This window comes from Mucilaginibacter sp. P2_A4 (assembly GCF_056405015.1).
The window spans coordinates 296,152-311,448 of the sequence record NZ_JBFUCX010000002.1; the positions used below are offsets into that span (position 1 = coordinate 296,152).

The following is a 15,297-nucleotide window of genomic DNA, read 5'->3' on the forward strand; positions in this document are numbered from 1 at the left end:
TCTTAACTTCGTCCCATGTCACCCGCCGAAGCTAAAACCCAGATCCAGGCATTAACCACCGAGTTAAAGCAGCACAATTACAACTACTATGTGTTGGCTATGCCTACTATTGCCGATTTTGATTTCGATAAAAAGTTAGAGCAACTCAACAAGTTGGAGAAGGAATTTCCGGAGTTTGCTGATCCCGATTCGCCTACGCAAAGGGTAGGCGGTGATGTCACCAAAGAGTTTGTAACGGTAAAACACCGCTGGCCAATGCTATCATTAGGCAACACGTATAATGCGCAGGAGCTTGTGGAGTTTGATCAGCGTATCCGTAAGGCTATTGGGGATAGTTTTGAATACGTTTGCGAGCTTAAGTTTGATGGCCTTAGTATGAGCCTAACTTACGAGGCTGGTAAACTGGTACGTGCCGTAACCCGCGGCGATGGTACACAGGGCGATGAGGTAACAACCAATGTACGCACTATTCACAGCATCCCCAAAAAGTTAGATAAGGGTGATTACCCCGATCTTTTTGAGATACGCGGCGAGGTATTTATGCACCTGAAAGCATTTGAGCGGTTAAACAAAGAGCGTACAGACAATGGTGAAGTGGCCTATGCCAATCCACGTAATTTTGCATCGGGCACTATGAAACTGCAGGATTCGGCCGAAGTGGCCAGGCGCCCGCTGGATTGTATTCTGTACGGATTATACACCGAAAAAACTTTGTTTAAAACCCATTGGGAAAGCCTGGAAGCCGTAAAAAGCTGGGGTTTTCATGTAGATAACCACAGTGCTTTATGCAGCGACATTAATGGCGTACTGGAATTTATAAACAAATGGGATAAAGACCGTTTTGGTTTGAGTTATGATATCGACGGCATCGTTATTAAAATAAATAATTACTCGCAGCAGCAGGAGCTGGGCTTTACCTCCAAATCGCCCCGCTGGGCCATATCCTATAAATTTAAAGCCGAGCGTGTGGAGACCGAACTGGTGCAGGTAACTTACCAGGTTGGCCGTACTGGTGCGGTTACGCCGGTAGCCAACTTAAAGCCGGTGCTATTGGCCGGCACTACGGTAAAAAGAGCCACACTGCACAATGCGGATGAAATTACTGAGCGCCTGAAACTACACGAGCACGATACCGTTTTTGTTGAAAAAGGGGGAGAGATTATCCCGAAGATCATCAGTGTAAATTTAGATAAGCGCAAGCCCGATGCAAAAGCTATAGCTTATATAACCCATTGCCCGGCGTGCAACACGGCTTTGTTACGTACCGAAGGTGAAGCTGCCTGGTACTGCCCTAATGATGAAGGCTGCCCGCCACAGATAGTTGGTAAAATGCAACACTTTACTGGTCGAAAGGCGATGGATATTGATGGCCTGGGTGATGAAACAATTGAAACCTTATTTAAGCAAGGATTTATTAAACGGATCAGCGATCTGTATAACCTGCATGAGCATAGCGCTGAGTTAAAGAAACTGGGCCGTTTTGGCGAAAAATCCATCAACAATATGCTGGAAGGGATCGAAAAATCAAAACAGATGCCGTTTGAAAAAGTATTGTTTGGTCTGGGTATTCGTTATATTGGCGAAACAGTTGCCAAAAAACTAGCTTTTCATTTTAAAACAATAGATAAGCTGATGGCTGCAAGTTTAGAAGAACTGGTAACTGCAGAAGAAATTGGCGAACGTATTGCACAAAGCATTATTGAATATTTTGGGAACGAAACACATCAGCAGGAAATAGAAAAATTAAAGGCACAGGGCTTGCAGTTTGTTGTTGTTGAAAATGAAGTGAAACTGGCCAGCGAGAAGTTAACCGGGCAAAGTTTTATTATATCGGGTGTTTTTGAAAAGTTTTCCCGCGACGAATTGAAAGATATTATTGAGCAAAATGGTGGTAAAATATTGAGTAGTATTTCGGCTAAATTGAGTTATCTTGTGGCGGGTGATAACATGGGGCCTGCCAAGCTTGAAAAAGCACAAAAATTAAATATCCCAATCATAAGTGATCAGGAATTAATAGATAAGATAAGCTAAAATCAGGATCTTTTTTTTATATTCGATAACTTATTGCCTATTGAGTAATAATAAATACCAATAAGTCTTTTTTGAAATAAATTAAAAATTCCGATAGTAATATTTACGTAGATTGTAATAGGTAATTCAATCACATATTTTCTAAACCGGGTTTACTTCCAATTTGATCTGAACATGAAAAATTTTGTACAAATTCAGGAGAACATATTTTGTGAACCCTGTAAAGATTGTGGCGCAAGGCCTGTAATTGAGCAAAGCAAAGACAAGTTTATGGTGAGATGCCCCACATCTAAAACTCACTATCAAACCAAACCCGGATTAGTGGATATTAACGACTGGAATCTGAAAAATAAAGTGCATCCTTCTTTGGGCGCAAAAAGCGCTCATCCCTCAAAAGAAGCTTCCTGATCAATTACCAAACGACATTTCACATAATTTAACAATTTTCTGGCTTAACATTCAGTAAATAAGCTACATATTAGCATAAACTATGCTAAATGAAATTAACCGCGCTGTTCCTGCTGTTTTGGGGTTTAAGTATCCGCGTGTTTTCGCAGCAGTTGAGTATCAGCGGCAAAATTACCGACGAAAATAACAAGCCCGTCCCTTTTGCATCGGTTTATATAAAAAACACAACCAAAGGCGTATCTGCCAATAGCGAAGGAGCCTACCAGTTGCTGCTAAAGCCAGGTATTTATGAACTGCAGTTTAAGGCGGTAGGGTTTGGGCAACAAAGCAAACAGGTATCACTCGCGCAAAACCAGGTGATAAACATCAGCCTGAAGACAGAAGCCTATCAATTAAAAGATATAGCTATACATGCCGGGGGCGAAGATCCCGCTTATGCAATTATCCGCAAGGCTATAAAAAAGCGAAAATCTTATTTAAATGAAGTAAATGCCTACACCTGCGATATTTATATAAAAGGGTTGCAAAAACTATTAGCTGCCCCAAAATCATTCATGGGTTTTGATGTGCAGAAAGCTACCAGCGAGGCCGGCCTCGACTCCAATCGTAAGGGGATTGTTTACCTTTCAGAGTCCGAATCAAAATACAGTTTTATGCGGCCCAACCTGGTACATGAAGTACAGGTATCATCAAAGGTATCGGGCTACAACCGGGCCTTTAGCTTTAACAGATCATCAGATATGCTGGTGAACTTTTACCAGAATTTCCAGAATTTGAAAAGCCTCAGCAACCGGCCGCTGGTATCGCCCATTGCCGATAATGCCTTATTTTACTACAACTATAAACTCATAGGGATAACCGTTGAAAATGGCGAAACCATCAACAAGATACAGGTAAGCCCAAAACGCGGTTATGACCCTTGTTTTGAGGGATATGTATATATACTGGATGATAGTTGGCGGCTTTCGGCATTGCAGCTTTTTATCACCAAAAAGGCGAATATTAATTTCGTAGATACACTGAAAATAAACCAGCAGTTTTATCCGGTAAATGACAAGGTATGGATGCCGGCCTCTATTAAGTTTGAGTTTACCGGAGGTGTTTTCGGCTTTAAGCTGGGTGGCTATTTCATCAGCGTTTATAAAAATTATGATTTAAACCCGGTACTTAATAAAAAGGATTTTGTGGAGCGGATCAATATCAGTAAAGGTCATGATAAGGATTCTGTCTACTGGGCGCAGGAACGCCCCATACCGCTCACTGAGGAAGAAAAGACTGATTACGAGGTTAAGGGGAAGCTGGCCATTAAACGCGAATCAAAACCCTACCTCGATTCGCTTGATAAAGCCAATAACACTTTTAAACTAAGCAATTTGCTGCTTACTGGCATTGATACCCGCAACCGATACAAAAAGGCATATTTTCACTACGGGAGTGTGTTGAGCTCGGTTTTGTACAATACGGTTGAAGGGCTTGCTATAAACTACGGGATGACCTATAGCAAGCTTACAGATACAATTAATAATAGCTCTATAACAGTAAACGCAAGGGTGCGCTATGGTTTCAGTAATCATTTATTTAATGGTGTGGCAGGGATTGCTATCCCGGTAAAAAGGATGACGTTGAGTTTCAACGCCGGGTCTGATATTACTGATATGAACAATAATCAGCCCGAATCTCAACTTTTAAATTCGGTGTATAGCCTGTTCTATAGGCAGAATTATCAAAAGCTGTATCAAAAACAATTTGCGTCGGCATCCTTTTCCGGGCGGATCAGTGGCGGATGGCAGGCCAGTGCCTATGTAGAGTGGGCTAACCGTAAATGGCTGCCAAACAGCACAAACTATAGCTTTTTCCATCGTGATGACAGGCAGTTTACTTCAAACAATCCTTTGGTGCCTGCACAGGATGTTCCTTTGTTTCCCGAAAATCAGTCGTTTAAAATAAGCGCGCGCACCAGCTATGATTTTAGCAACCGGTATGAAACCTATCCGTTCGGTCGCAGGTACCTGCCATCCAGCTACCCAACTATCGGTATAAATTATACCAAAGGAATAAAAGGAATATTTGGAAGCGATGTGGATTACGACCAGTTGAGCGCTGATATTGCCAAATCAAATATCGACCTGGGTTTTTATGGGCAAACGTCTTTTTTTATTGGAGCAGGTAAATTCCTTAATGCAAGCAAGGTATATTACCCCGATTACAAACATTTTGACGGTAACCAGCTGGTAATTTATAAACCAGCTTTTAATCGCTTCCTGCTTTTGGATTACTATAATTTTAGCACACCGGATAAATACATAGAGGGGCACCTGGAGCACAACTTCTCGGGATTTATCACCAATAAGATACCCTTTATCCGCAATTTAAAATTGCAGGAAATCATTGATGTAAATTACCTGTATACGCCAACCCTTAAAAATTATACCGAGCTGGGTTTCGGCCTGCAATACCGCGCTATAAGGGTATTGTACGGTGTGAGTTATAACAGTGGGAGTAATATGAGAAACAATGTAGTGATAGGGATAGCTCTTTAGTACCAAGTTTTAGTATCAAGTAGTTAGTATCAAGTATCAAGTACTTTTCTGTTAGTTTGATAGAGCACTCGCTGCTGATCTCACAAAATCTTGATATTTGATACTAACTACTTGATACTATCAGTAGTTTTCTGTTGCGATATCAGTGGTTTACTGCCGGTGAGAGCTGACCAAAATCTTGCTGTTCGATACAGCCTCATGCTACTAAACACACAAAATCTTGATACTTGATACTAACTACTTGATACTATCTCACTATATTAGCATCCTTTAAAATTACACATGAATATATTTTACGGAACGGGGGTAGCTATGGTGACCCCTTTTCATGCGGATGGTCAGATCGACTACGAAGGGTTGAAAAACCTTATTGAACATTTGATTGATGGCGGGGTGGAATACCTGGTATCATTAGGCACAACCGGCGAGAGCGCCACATTGAGCGAGGCTGAACGAAAACAGGTTTGGGCCTTTACTGCGGAAGTAGTGAATAAGCGCGTTGGCTTGGTTGCCGGTATAGGTGGTAATAATACTCATGAGGTTGTTGAGCAGGTAAAAGCATTTGATACTACGGGTTATGATGCTATACTGTCAGCAAGTCCGCATTATAATAAACCAACGCAGGAGGGTATTTATCAGCATTACAAGGCTATTGCCGGCGTTGCTAAGCTCCCTGTTATTTTATACAACGTACCCAGCCGTACTGGTAGCACTATCAGTGCCGAAACCACTGTGCGCCTGGCCAATGATTTTAAAAACATCATCGGTATAAAAGAAGCCTCGGGTAATTTCGATTTATTTAACCACTTGATGCGTGACAAGCCCGAAGGATTTTTATTCATATCGGGCGATGATCCGGTTACGTTGCCTATGATGGCATTGGGGGCAGTAGGAGTAATATCAGTAATTGGTAATGCATTGCCACGGCAGCTATCAGATATGGTGCGTTTATTGTTAAATAATGATTACAAGGGCGCTCATGCTGCGCACTATAGTTTAATAGAATTTACCCGCCTGATGTTTGCCGATGGCAGTCCGGCTGGTGTTAAAACCGCTTTAAAGCATTTGGGCGTTTGTGGCGATACCGTGCGGTTACCACTGGTACAAGTGGGTAATACTACTGCAGAGGCCATTATTAAGGAAACACAAAAGTTTATTTAATAACGGTAAGCCGGATAGATTTAAAAAGAGGCCTCATCTTAATTGATGTGGCCTTTTTGCGTTTGTATTGGTGCTCAATTATCCGGTGCGGGATTTAATTCAATAAAAAACCCGGTTATTGATTGTAACCGGGTTTTTATCTGGAATAAGATAATTAAAAATCTTCCTTAGCTTTCTTTGTTTTTGGCTTCCTGAACCTCAAGGCGAATAGCCTGTGCCAGGTTTTTAAGATCTTGCATACCTTTGCGAACACGAGTTCCGGCAGCGCTGTTTCCTTTGTTGTAGAATTTGTCGGCGTCAGCCTCTAAAGATGCTACAAGCTCTTTTACTTCAGTAAATTTTTTCATTTAATTACTCCTTTTAAATTATGAGGTCTATTGTTTTTAATTAAAGCTAATCTATAAGGTTTTTTTTTAATTTAAAATTTTTGAAGACGAAAAATAATGCCTTTAAAGTGGTTTTTTTCAACATTTTTAACAATAGGAGGGTATTTATGTTTTTATTGAATACTATGAATATGGCAATATGCTATAGTATATTTTATTCATATTTAAATGATATGGATAATAATTAAAATATGGTGATATTAAATAGTATTTAATGATTTTTAGCCTAAATAAACCTTATTTGATTGGTGTATTTAATTCGCAGATAATAAGTTTGTCGACACGGCTGATTTTTTGATCTTTTTAACCCCCGCGAGCTTGTCGCTCGCAGGGGTTTAGGTTGTATAGGAATAGGCGAAACAAAAACTTCCTGATCATCTGTTGTTATATTTTTTTTTGAGCCTCTAACTGATCTTTTGATTCGCGTTACCAGCCCGCTTTGCACCTCATTATGAATATTCAATGTATATTTGATACAATGCTTTTAAGGCAGATTGCCCTTTACAGCAACTTTACTATGTACGAAGTTATTACCCAATCCTTACGTAAACTCGTTGACTTTACCGACGAAGAGCTTTTTATGTTTATGCAAAAGCTTAAGGTGGTAGCCTTAAAAAAGTATGGCTTTTACTTAAAGGAAGGCCAGATTTGCAAAGGTATGGTCATTGTACAAAAAGGTTGTTTGCGCTATTTTTCGCGGGACGAAAAAGGCGATCATACCATAGGTTTTGCTTTTGAAGGTGAATGGATTGGTGATTATGAAAGCTTTTTATTGCAAGCCCCGTCACCCGATTTTATTGAAGCCATTGAAGATACTGAGCTTTTTATACTGAGTTATGCCGATATGCAGGCACTTTACAATCATAGCCAGCGTTTTGAAAGATTTGGCCGCATCATAGCCGAAAGATTATTTATCGATACGGCAAGAAACAATCGCAATTTAAAAATGCAATCGGCCGAAAACCGCTATCTGGAATTGCTAAATACCCAACCCCGCATTTTTGAGCGGTTGCCTCAGCACTTGATTGCCTCGTACCTGGGCATTCAACCTCAAAGCCTTAGCCGCATCAGGGCTAAGCTATCTAATCCTAAAAATTAACTTAGGTTAATAAATTTGTTGCTCTTTTTAACCCCATGTCATTTTTAAACTAAGCCATTAGTGCCAGTTTTGTAGTGTGCATTTATTTATGCTGTACACATCAACTTAAATTAAAAATAATATGAATCCAGATCAGGTATTTTCGGCGGCAGGGGCAATTGCAGCTTTGCAATGGCTGCTGCTCATCGTACTCCCCAAATGGAAGGTTACAACGTGGCTAATTGATCATGCAGTTGTTCCCTTGCTATTATCTGTTATCTATTGCATTTACATTATGGGCTTTTTTAATACGTCGGGTGGTGGCTTTAACTCGCTGCAGCAGGTACATGTGCTTTTTAATAATGATAACCTGTTGCTTGCCGGTTGGGTACATTACCTGGCTTTTGATTTGTTGATAGGGTTCTCTATCCTCAAATCGGCGCAGGCAAAATCAATTTCGCATTGGCTGTTGATCCCATGCCTGGCACTTACCTTTATGTTTGGCCCATGCGGTTTCCTGCTTTATCAAATTATACAAAAAGTAAAAACAAGTAAATGAAAACGTTATTCAACTTTATTAAAACCAAAAGCCCGGTATTTTACTATTGTGGGTTGGGGCACCTGGCCTTGTTTATACTGATGGTTATCGTAGCGCAGTTTGATCATCGGCAACTTATGGGCATCAACCTATGGATAAAACCTATCAAGTTTGCTATCTCCATAGCCATTTACTGTTTAACGTGGCCTTTGCTGTTGCAGTATCTGCCGTTTGAGCATATCAAAAAACGCTTTGTAAACTTCAGCGTATTTGCTTTGACGTTTGAAATGCTGGCCATTGCCAGCCAGGCTGCCAGGGGGCAGCTATCGCACTACAACACATCCAGCCTTTACAACGCCACTTTGTTTAGTTTAATGGGGGTAGTTATTGTTTTGCAAACGCTGTTTGCCCTTTATATGGGGTATATGTTTTTTAAAGTAAGCGCGGTGCAAATAAGCCCGGCTTTATTATGGGCAATTAGGCTCGGTATTATCATGGCAGGTGTATTTGCCCTTGAGGGTGGCGTAATGGCCTCACAATTGGCACATACGGTTGGCGCTGCTGATGGTGGCCCCGGTTTGCCGCTTTTTAACTGGAGCCGCAGTGCCGGCGATTTGCGGATAGCACATTTTATGGGGTTGCATGCGCTGCAAATTGTACCGTTTTTTGTTGTACTCGTCAAAATTAAAAAAGCAAAGCCGGCAATTGTTTTTGCCGGCCTGTATTTTGTAATTGTGTCCTTGTTATTTTATAATGCCATGTTAGGTAGGCCGCTGTTTTAAAACAGTAATTATAACTATAACATCTTCTGCAAAATATCCGGGTGATGCGTATGCACCTTAATGATGAGCTCGCCAAATAAGGTATTTGCCCAGGCAAACCATTTACGGGTAAAATTGCTGGCATTATCTTTATGGAAACCTTCGTGCATAAAGCCCGTACCTGCATGGGTGTTTTTTAACATGTGCAAACAGCGGGTTATTTCGAGCTTATTAGTTGATGTTAAGGCGCGCATGGTAATTGCCATTGGCCATATAAAATCTATCCCTACGTGCGGGCCGCCAATGCCTTCGGCAACCTTGCCTTTAAAAAAGTATGGGTTATCTAAACTTAGTACAAAGCGGCGGGTGTTTTGGTATAATGGGTCGGTAACGGGCAATGAGTCAAGGTAGGGCAGGGCCAGCAGGCTGGGAACATTGCTGTCATCCATCAATAATTGATTACCATAACCATCAACCTCAAAAGCTAAAATTTTGCCGTATACAGGGTGATTAACTACCGCGTATTTTTTAATAGCGGCTTCCACCTCGGCGGCAAGGGCTTTGCATTCGGCCGCTGTTTTGGCGTCTTTACCTATCACACTAAACATTTCGGCCATTTGCCTTAAGCTGGTAACCGCGAAATAGTTTGACGGAATAAGGAAAGGGTAAATAGTAGCATCATCCGACGGGCGGAAGATAGAGCAGATTAAACCAACAGGTTTTACCGGGTTGCCATAGCCACGGTTTGGCGCGGTATCGCTGGCGGTTTCGGTTTTACGCTGAAAATGGTAAGGGCCTTTGCCGTTTTTACGTTGCTGTACTTTAAAAGTATCTAATATGGTTTTGCCTGCTTTTTGCCAGTTATCGTCGAAAAAGCTGCTGTCGCCACTAATTTTCCAATAGTTATAAGCTAAACGCACCGGGTAACAAAGTGAGTCAATTTCCCATTTGCGTTCATGCAGCTCGGGCTTCATGTCGGTAACGTCGGTATCCCATTCGCTGCCAGTTGGGCCTTCGTTAAAGGCATTGGCATAGGGGTCTATCAATACACATTTTGCTTGTCGGCTCAATACCCCTTGTATAACTTTTTTAAGTTCGGGGTCTGTTTTTATAAGGGGTAAGTATGGCCAAACCTGTGCCGACGAATCGCGCATCCACATGGCAAAAATATCGCCGGTGATTACAAATGTATCAGGTTTGCCGTCCTTTTCGGAGTAATTAACGGTGGTATCCAGCGTGTTTGGATAGCAGTTTTCAAAAAGCCAGGCTACTTCTGGATCTTTGATGTCGGCTTTAACTTTTTGTATGATACTTTCAACCGCTTTGCTGGTGAATTTGCGGTCGGCAAGTTTGGGGCGGCGGCTTTCAAATACAGGTGCAGTATTGCCAAGCCAGGCGGGTACAGGCACAGCGCTAAGGCCTAAACCGGCAGTTGCTACGCTGTTAATTTTAATGAAATGTCTTCTGGTAATCATAAGTAGTTTAAATGGTAGAGTGTAAAATTATAAAAGCGTTTTATAATCCAAAAAAAATCGTGCTAAATTAATTTACCTGTTTTATAACGCAGATAGACTGGTGTATTTACAGGGGTTAATTTAACACAAATTTTAATTCTATTTTACAGGTCAAAGACGGTTTCAAGCTGATAAAAGGGATACTTTTGCAGAATGAAAAACTATATGTTAATATTATCTGCAGCAATGATGATGATTTCTGCCTGCAGCGTTAATACAACCAAAAACACCAGTCATAAGCCAGATTCCGCAACACAACAAAATGCTGATAAATCTGTAGAAAAAGGCCTCGTTGCCGAAATGCAGATCAGGGATACCATTAAAGTTGGCGATTCGGTATTGTTGAAATTTACGGTTTTTAACCATGCCGATAGTGCACAGCATTTTTGTAAATGGCATACTCCTTTTGAGCCTTTGATGAGCAAGTACCTGGAAGTTAAAGACGAGAATGGGAACGAGGTTGATTACAGGGGCGCAATGGCCAAAAGAATAATGCCGCCACCGGCAAGTAGCTATATAAAAGTTGATCAGAAAGGCAGCATTTTATCGATGGTTGATGTGTTGAAAGGGTTCGCTATTGATAAACCGGGCAAATATACCATCACTTATGTAGGCCAAAACATGAGCGGCCTGGTAGTGAATAAAAGCGTTGCTTTTGTTTATATAAAGTAGTATTGGCTTGATCTCTTTGAAACTTGTAAAAATATAGCGATGGATTTTAACCCAGAAGTGTTCGAAAGCTTTTTTATTCCCTCCCCACGGGAGGGGTGCGGTTGGGAATACGCGCAAAAGCAGGGAGGGGTTTCTAAAAGCGACGAGAAATGCGGCAGTGAATGGCTGGTCAAACCCCTACCTCCTCCTTCCCCGAGGAAGGAATCGCACATCCTCCTGCTCCTTTTAACCTTTCGAACACTCAAGGTTTAAAGCTCATCGCTATATTTTATATTCACTTTACGGCAGTTTTTTCTAAACCGCGGTTACTTGTTTAAAATCAATCGGTTTATTTGAGTATAAAATTTTAAGCCATTTCCCTGTTTTTTATCCTTCATCCTTTGTGCAAATATTACTATTTTAACCCCATGTTGCATCCCGAAGATAACCCCTGGAAAATAACCTCCGAAAAAGTAATGTATGACAACCCCTGGATAAATTTAACCGAGTACCAGGTAATAAACCCATCCGGCAATCCCGGTATTTACGGCAAGGTGCATTATAAAAACCTGGCCATAGGTGTTTTACCGCTTGATGATGAGCTAAATACCTACCTGGTAGGGCAGTATCGTTTTGCGCTGAACCAATATAGTTGGGAAATGCCCGAAGGCGGTGGCCTTGATCATACCGATCCGCTGGATGCTGCAAAGCGCGAACTGCTGGAAGAAACAGGCCTGAAAGCCAACCGGTGGACCGAAATTCAACGCCTGCATCTCAGTAACTCGGTAAGTGATGAGTTGAGCATTATATATGTAGCCCGCGACCTGGCCCAGTTTGAAGCCGAGCCGGAAGATACCGAACAGCTGATAGTAAAAAAACTACCGTTTGCCAGCGTATACCAAATGGTTTGCGATGGTGAAATCACTGATGCGATGACGGTTGCCGCAGTGTTAAAAGTGCAATTGCTGATTATAGAAAACCGGATATAGACCATCGGTTTCTACAAAATAAACCTAAATTTGCCAGTCGAATGAAAAAATTTTTAGGCTATTTCCTTACTCCGATAGCAACAGGAGTGTTTTTATTGATACTTATTATATTTCAACCCATCCAGTGGGTGTGCCTTCGTTTTTTCGGTTATTCGGCACATAAAAGGTCGGTGGATATTTTAAACCTGTTCCTTTTACGCTCGGTATACGTGTTAGGTAACACGGTTACCTTCATCAACAAACAAAACCTGCCGGTTGGGCGACCAATTATTTTCCTTGCCAATCATCAGGGGCTGCTTGATATACCACCACTCATCTGGTATCTGCGTAAATATCACGCTAAATTTATTTCAAAAATTGAGCTTACCAAAGGCATTCCGTCTATCTCCTTTAACCTGAAACATGGTGGCGGCGCCAATATTGATCGTAAAGATGGCAGGCAATCAATCAGCGAAATTGTAAAGCTTGCTCAGCGAATGAAAGAGAATAAATGGTCGGCGGTGATATTCCCAGAGGGCACCCGTTCAACAGATGGTACAGTAAAAACCTTCCAGGTTGGCGGCATTGCTACCATACTTAAAAAATGCCCCGAGGCTTTGCTGGTACCTATCGCCATAAAAGATTCCTGGAAAATGATCCAATACGGCCAGTATCCGCTCAATACTTTTACTCCGATGACCTGGGAGGTGCTTTCACCAATTGAACCCGCGGGCCGGCCCATGGAAGACCTGGTGCTGGAAGCCGAAAACGCTATCAGGGCAGCGTTGAATTAAACACGAATTAAGGATTGGGCAGCATTTACAGGATTTTTTTGATGGGTGTGTTTCAAAAGTGCATATAATATGCGGTTGTTAAAGAGCTTACCGTTTTCATCCCAGATGTTTGCGCCTGATTTGTAAGCCGGTTTTTTAATTCCCTCCCAACGGGAGGGGTGCGGCTAAAATGCGCGCAATGGCAGGGAGGGGTTTTGCCGATATTCATCTGCGATATACTTGAACGCCTGATTTAACCCCTACCTTCCCTTCCCCGAGGAAGGAATCGCACATTGCCCCTGCCTTTTCTTCCGCAGGTATATCTACACAATCATCCTCCGTCTGCACACCTGTAATCTGCATATTAGTTCTCCATCTGCACATCTGTAATCTGCATATCTGCACATCTTTGTTCTGCACCTCGGAAAAATTCCGCTCAATCTTCAAATTGTCATGAAAAAACGCGATCTTGTTGATATTCAGCTAAATGTTAACAAATAAATCATATGTAGTTTACGTTTATATGAAACCTTATCGCTTATTTTTATAGACCTATAAAATGGGTCAGCTAAAATTAACTAAAATCAATTTTTATGACCTGGAGAAAATTCAGCGGTGAGGTAATCCAATCGCCCATTATGGAAGAGGTAGAAAGGGCGATTGAACGCGAAGCCAACCTCGGCAACAAACTTAAAGTATGTATCGGAACCGATTCGCAGGTTAAAGGCACCGTAACTGATTTTGCTACAGTTATTGTTTTTGTACGGGAGCAGCGTGGTGCATTTATGTTTATTCACCAGGAGCGTACATCACAAAAAATGAGCATCAAGGAGCGTATGCTTAGCGAGGTGCAAAAATCAATTGACATTGCCTACAAGCTTTGCGATTTGCTTGACCTGTACGATGTGGAACTGGAAGTACACGCCGACATTAATACCAACCCAATGTTTAAATCAAACCAGGCTTTGCACGAGGCTATGGGGTACATTTTAAGTATGGGCTTTGTATTTAAGGCTAAACCGGAGGCTTTTGCCAGCTCATACTGCGCCAATAAAATAGTGCAGTAAAAAGCGCAAAAGTAAAAGCGGTGTATTTATATTTGATCTTTACTACAGATCGAAATAACTATGTCGCCACTAATTGAAATTAACGATCCGGCTATGGCCGGCCCGAATACCATACTTATCGACGCCCGCGCCGGTAAAGATACCCATGACCGCTACCTTGCCGGTCACCTCAAAAATGCTGCCTATGTTGATCTGGACAGGGATTTGGCAGCCCCTGTCACCAATGCCGCAATAGGGGGAAGGCATCCACTACCCAATATTAATGATTTTGCAGCCCTCCTGGGTAAATTGGGAATAAGACCCGATAGTCATGTGATTGTTTATGATGATAAAGCTGCGGCCTTTGGCGGTGCCCGTTTCTGGTGGATGCTGAAAGCCATTGGGCATCAAAATGTACAGGTATTAAACGGCGGATTGCAGGCTGCTACAGATGCGGGTATTGAGTTAAGCACCGAAGAGTACACGCCAAACCCGGTTGCGCCTTACCCGGTACCTGCCGGTTATACAGGCACTGTTGTTATTGAGGAAGTAGGTACCGCTGCGCATAACCCGGAGAGGATTGTGATAGATGTGCGGGAAACCCCAAGATACTTAGGCCAAACCGAGCCGCTTGATTTGATAGCCGGCCATATCCCCGGTGCGTATAACCTGCCTTATATTACCAACCTGGATGTTGACGGTAAATACCTGCCGGCCGAAGCGCTGCGTAAAATTTATGATGAAACCATTGGCGATGTAGCCCATGAAGATATCATTGTTCACTGCGGCTCGGGCGTTACGGCATGCCACACCCTTTTGGGTATGGAGTACGCCGGCATTACCGGCCCCCAATTATATGTTGGCTCCTGGAGTGAGTGGTCAAGGCGTGATTTGCCAATTGGTACAACTACAAGATAAAAATGTATATTTACAACAATATTGTATTAACTAATATTGGCTTGTGAAAACATACGTTTTAAAAACCGAACAAAAAATCCCTATCTCCCTGGAGGAGGCCTGGGATTTTTTTTCATCCCCACTTAACCTGGCTAAGATCACTCCGCCCGAAATGAGCTTTGTGGTAACATCTGATTATACCGCGGATACAAAAATGTACCCAGGCATGATCATTACCTACAAAATATCGCCTTTGCTGGGCATCAAAATGAACTGGATGACAGAGATTACGCATGTTGCCGATAAGCAATACTTTGTAGATGAACAACGCTTTGGGCCCTACGCGTTATGGCATCACCAGCATCATTTTAAAGAGATAAAAGGTGGTGTGCAAATGAATGATATATTACACTACGCCATACCCTATGGCTTTATAGGTACCATCACCAACAAGGTTTTTGTAGGTAAAGAGGTGAACAAAATTTTTGCGTTTAGGGAAAAGGCTATTGAGGAGATGTTTGGGAAGTATAAAGGGTAGGATGTAT

At 42.0% G+C, this 15,297-nt stretch carries 15 protein-coding genes; 13 read left to right on the forward strand and 2 right to left on the reverse strand.

Features of this window, described 5'->3' with window-relative positions:
• Positions 1–15 precede the first annotated feature (15 nt).
• From ligA to dapA, 4 genes are all read left to right on the forward strand, one after another.
• Positions 16–2,031 (forward strand): NAD-dependent DNA ligase LigA, encoded by a 2,016-nt coding sequence (gene ligA / locus AC1DYB_RS05245; RefSeq protein WP_477433061.1) that lies wholly within the window; start codon positions 16–18, stop codon positions 2,029–2,031.
• A 174-nt stretch (positions 2,032–2,205) separates the two neighbouring features.
• On the forward strand, positions 2,206–2,439 hold the full coding sequence (locus tag AC1DYB_RS05250) for a hypothetical protein (RefSeq protein ID WP_477433063.1): 234 nt from the start codon (positions 2,206–2,208) through the stop codon (positions 2,437–2,439).
• A gap of 89 nt (positions 2,440–2,528) precedes the next feature.
• Entirely contained in the window at positions 2,529–4,979 is a 2,451-nt protein-coding gene (locus AC1DYB_RS05255; protein WP_477433065.1) for a DUF5686 and carboxypeptidase regulatory-like domain-containing protein, read from the forward strand.
• Positions 4,980–5,261: 282 nt separating this feature from the next.
• Positions 5,262–6,140 carry a 4-hydroxy-tetrahydrodipicolinate synthase gene (gene dapA / locus AC1DYB_RS05260; RefSeq protein WP_295717825.1) on the forward strand — a complete coding sequence of 293 codons (879 nt, stop codon included), beginning with the start codon at positions 5,262–5,264 and terminating at the stop codon, positions 6,138–6,140.
• Between the two features lie 167 nt (positions 6,141–6,307).
• On the opposite strand, the gene AC1DYB_RS05265 is transcribed toward dapA, so the two are convergent.
• Complete coding sequence (locus tag AC1DYB_RS05265; protein WP_090652322.1) at positions 6,308–6,487, reverse strand: histone H1; 180 nt, start codon at positions 6,485–6,487, stop codon at positions 6,308–6,310.
• Between the two features lie 490 nt (positions 6,488–6,977).
• Between AC1DYB_RS05265 and AC1DYB_RS05270 the strand changes: the two genes are divergently transcribed.
• From AC1DYB_RS05270 to AC1DYB_RS05280, 3 genes are all read left to right on the forward strand, one after another.
• Positions 6,978–7,625, forward strand: a complete 648-nt coding sequence (locus tag AC1DYB_RS05270) for a Crp/Fnr family transcriptional regulator (RefSeq protein WP_477433067.1) — start codon at positions 6,978–6,980, stop codon at positions 7,623–7,625.
• A 121-nt stretch (positions 7,626–7,746) separates the two neighbouring features.
• Positions 7,747–8,163 carry an ABA4-like family protein gene (locus AC1DYB_RS05275; protein ID WP_477433069.1) on the forward strand — a complete coding sequence of 139 codons (417 nt, stop codon included), beginning with the start codon at positions 7,747–7,749 and terminating at the stop codon, positions 8,161–8,163.
• Complete coding sequence (locus AC1DYB_RS05280; RefSeq protein ID WP_477433071.1) at positions 8,160–8,924, forward strand: hypothetical protein; 765 nt, start codon at positions 8,160–8,162, stop codon at positions 8,922–8,924. Before AC1DYB_RS05275 ends, AC1DYB_RS05280 begins: the two co-directional genes overlap by 4 nt.
• A gap of 14 nt (positions 8,925–8,938) precedes the next feature.
• On the opposite strand, the gene AC1DYB_RS05285 is transcribed toward AC1DYB_RS05280, so the two are convergent.
• The gene (locus AC1DYB_RS05285) at positions 8,939–10,378 is read right to left on the reverse strand and encodes a glycoside hydrolase family 125 protein (protein ID WP_477433073.1); all 1,440 of its coding nucleotides are present in this window, start codon (positions 10,376–10,378) and stop codon (positions 8,939–8,941) included.
• Between the two features lie 192 nt (positions 10,379–10,570).
• Between AC1DYB_RS05285 and AC1DYB_RS05290 the strand changes: the two genes are divergently transcribed.
• The 6 genes from AC1DYB_RS05290 (at position 10,571) to AC1DYB_RS05315 (ending at position 15,290) form a co-directional block, all read left to right on the forward strand.
• A complete protein-coding gene (locus AC1DYB_RS05290) occupies positions 10,571–11,089 on the forward strand; it encodes a protease (protein ID WP_477433075.1) in 519 nt (172 codons plus the stop codon).
• A 407-nt stretch (positions 11,090–11,496) separates the two neighbouring features.
• Positions 11,497–12,057, forward strand: coding sequence for an NUDIX domain-containing protein (locus AC1DYB_RS05295; RefSeq protein ID WP_477433077.1), 561 nt, complete (start codon positions 11,497–11,499; stop codon positions 12,055–12,057).
• A 41-nt stretch (positions 12,058–12,098) separates the two neighbouring features.
• Positions 12,099–12,830 carry a lysophospholipid acyltransferase family protein gene (locus AC1DYB_RS05300; protein WP_477391246.1) on the forward strand — a complete coding sequence of 244 codons (732 nt, stop codon included), beginning with the start codon at positions 12,099–12,101 and terminating at the stop codon, positions 12,828–12,830.
• 572 nt (positions 12,831–13,402) lie between these two features.
• The gene (locus AC1DYB_RS05305; protein WP_295717807.1) at positions 13,403–13,876 is read left to right on the forward strand and encodes a ribonuclease H-like YkuK family protein; all 474 of its coding nucleotides are present in this window, start codon (positions 13,403–13,405) and stop codon (positions 13,874–13,876) included.
• Positions 13,877–13,936: 60 nt separating this feature from the next.
• Positions 13,937–14,773, forward strand: a complete 837-nt coding sequence (locus AC1DYB_RS05310; RefSeq protein WP_477433079.1) for a sulfurtransferase — start codon at positions 13,937–13,939, stop codon at positions 14,771–14,773.
• A 43-nt stretch (positions 14,774–14,816) separates the two neighbouring features.
• Complete coding sequence (locus AC1DYB_RS05315; RefSeq protein ID WP_295717802.1) at positions 14,817–15,290, forward strand: SRPBCC family protein; 474 nt, start codon at positions 14,817–14,819, stop codon at positions 15,288–15,290.
• Positions 15,291–15,297 lie beyond the last annotated feature (7 nt).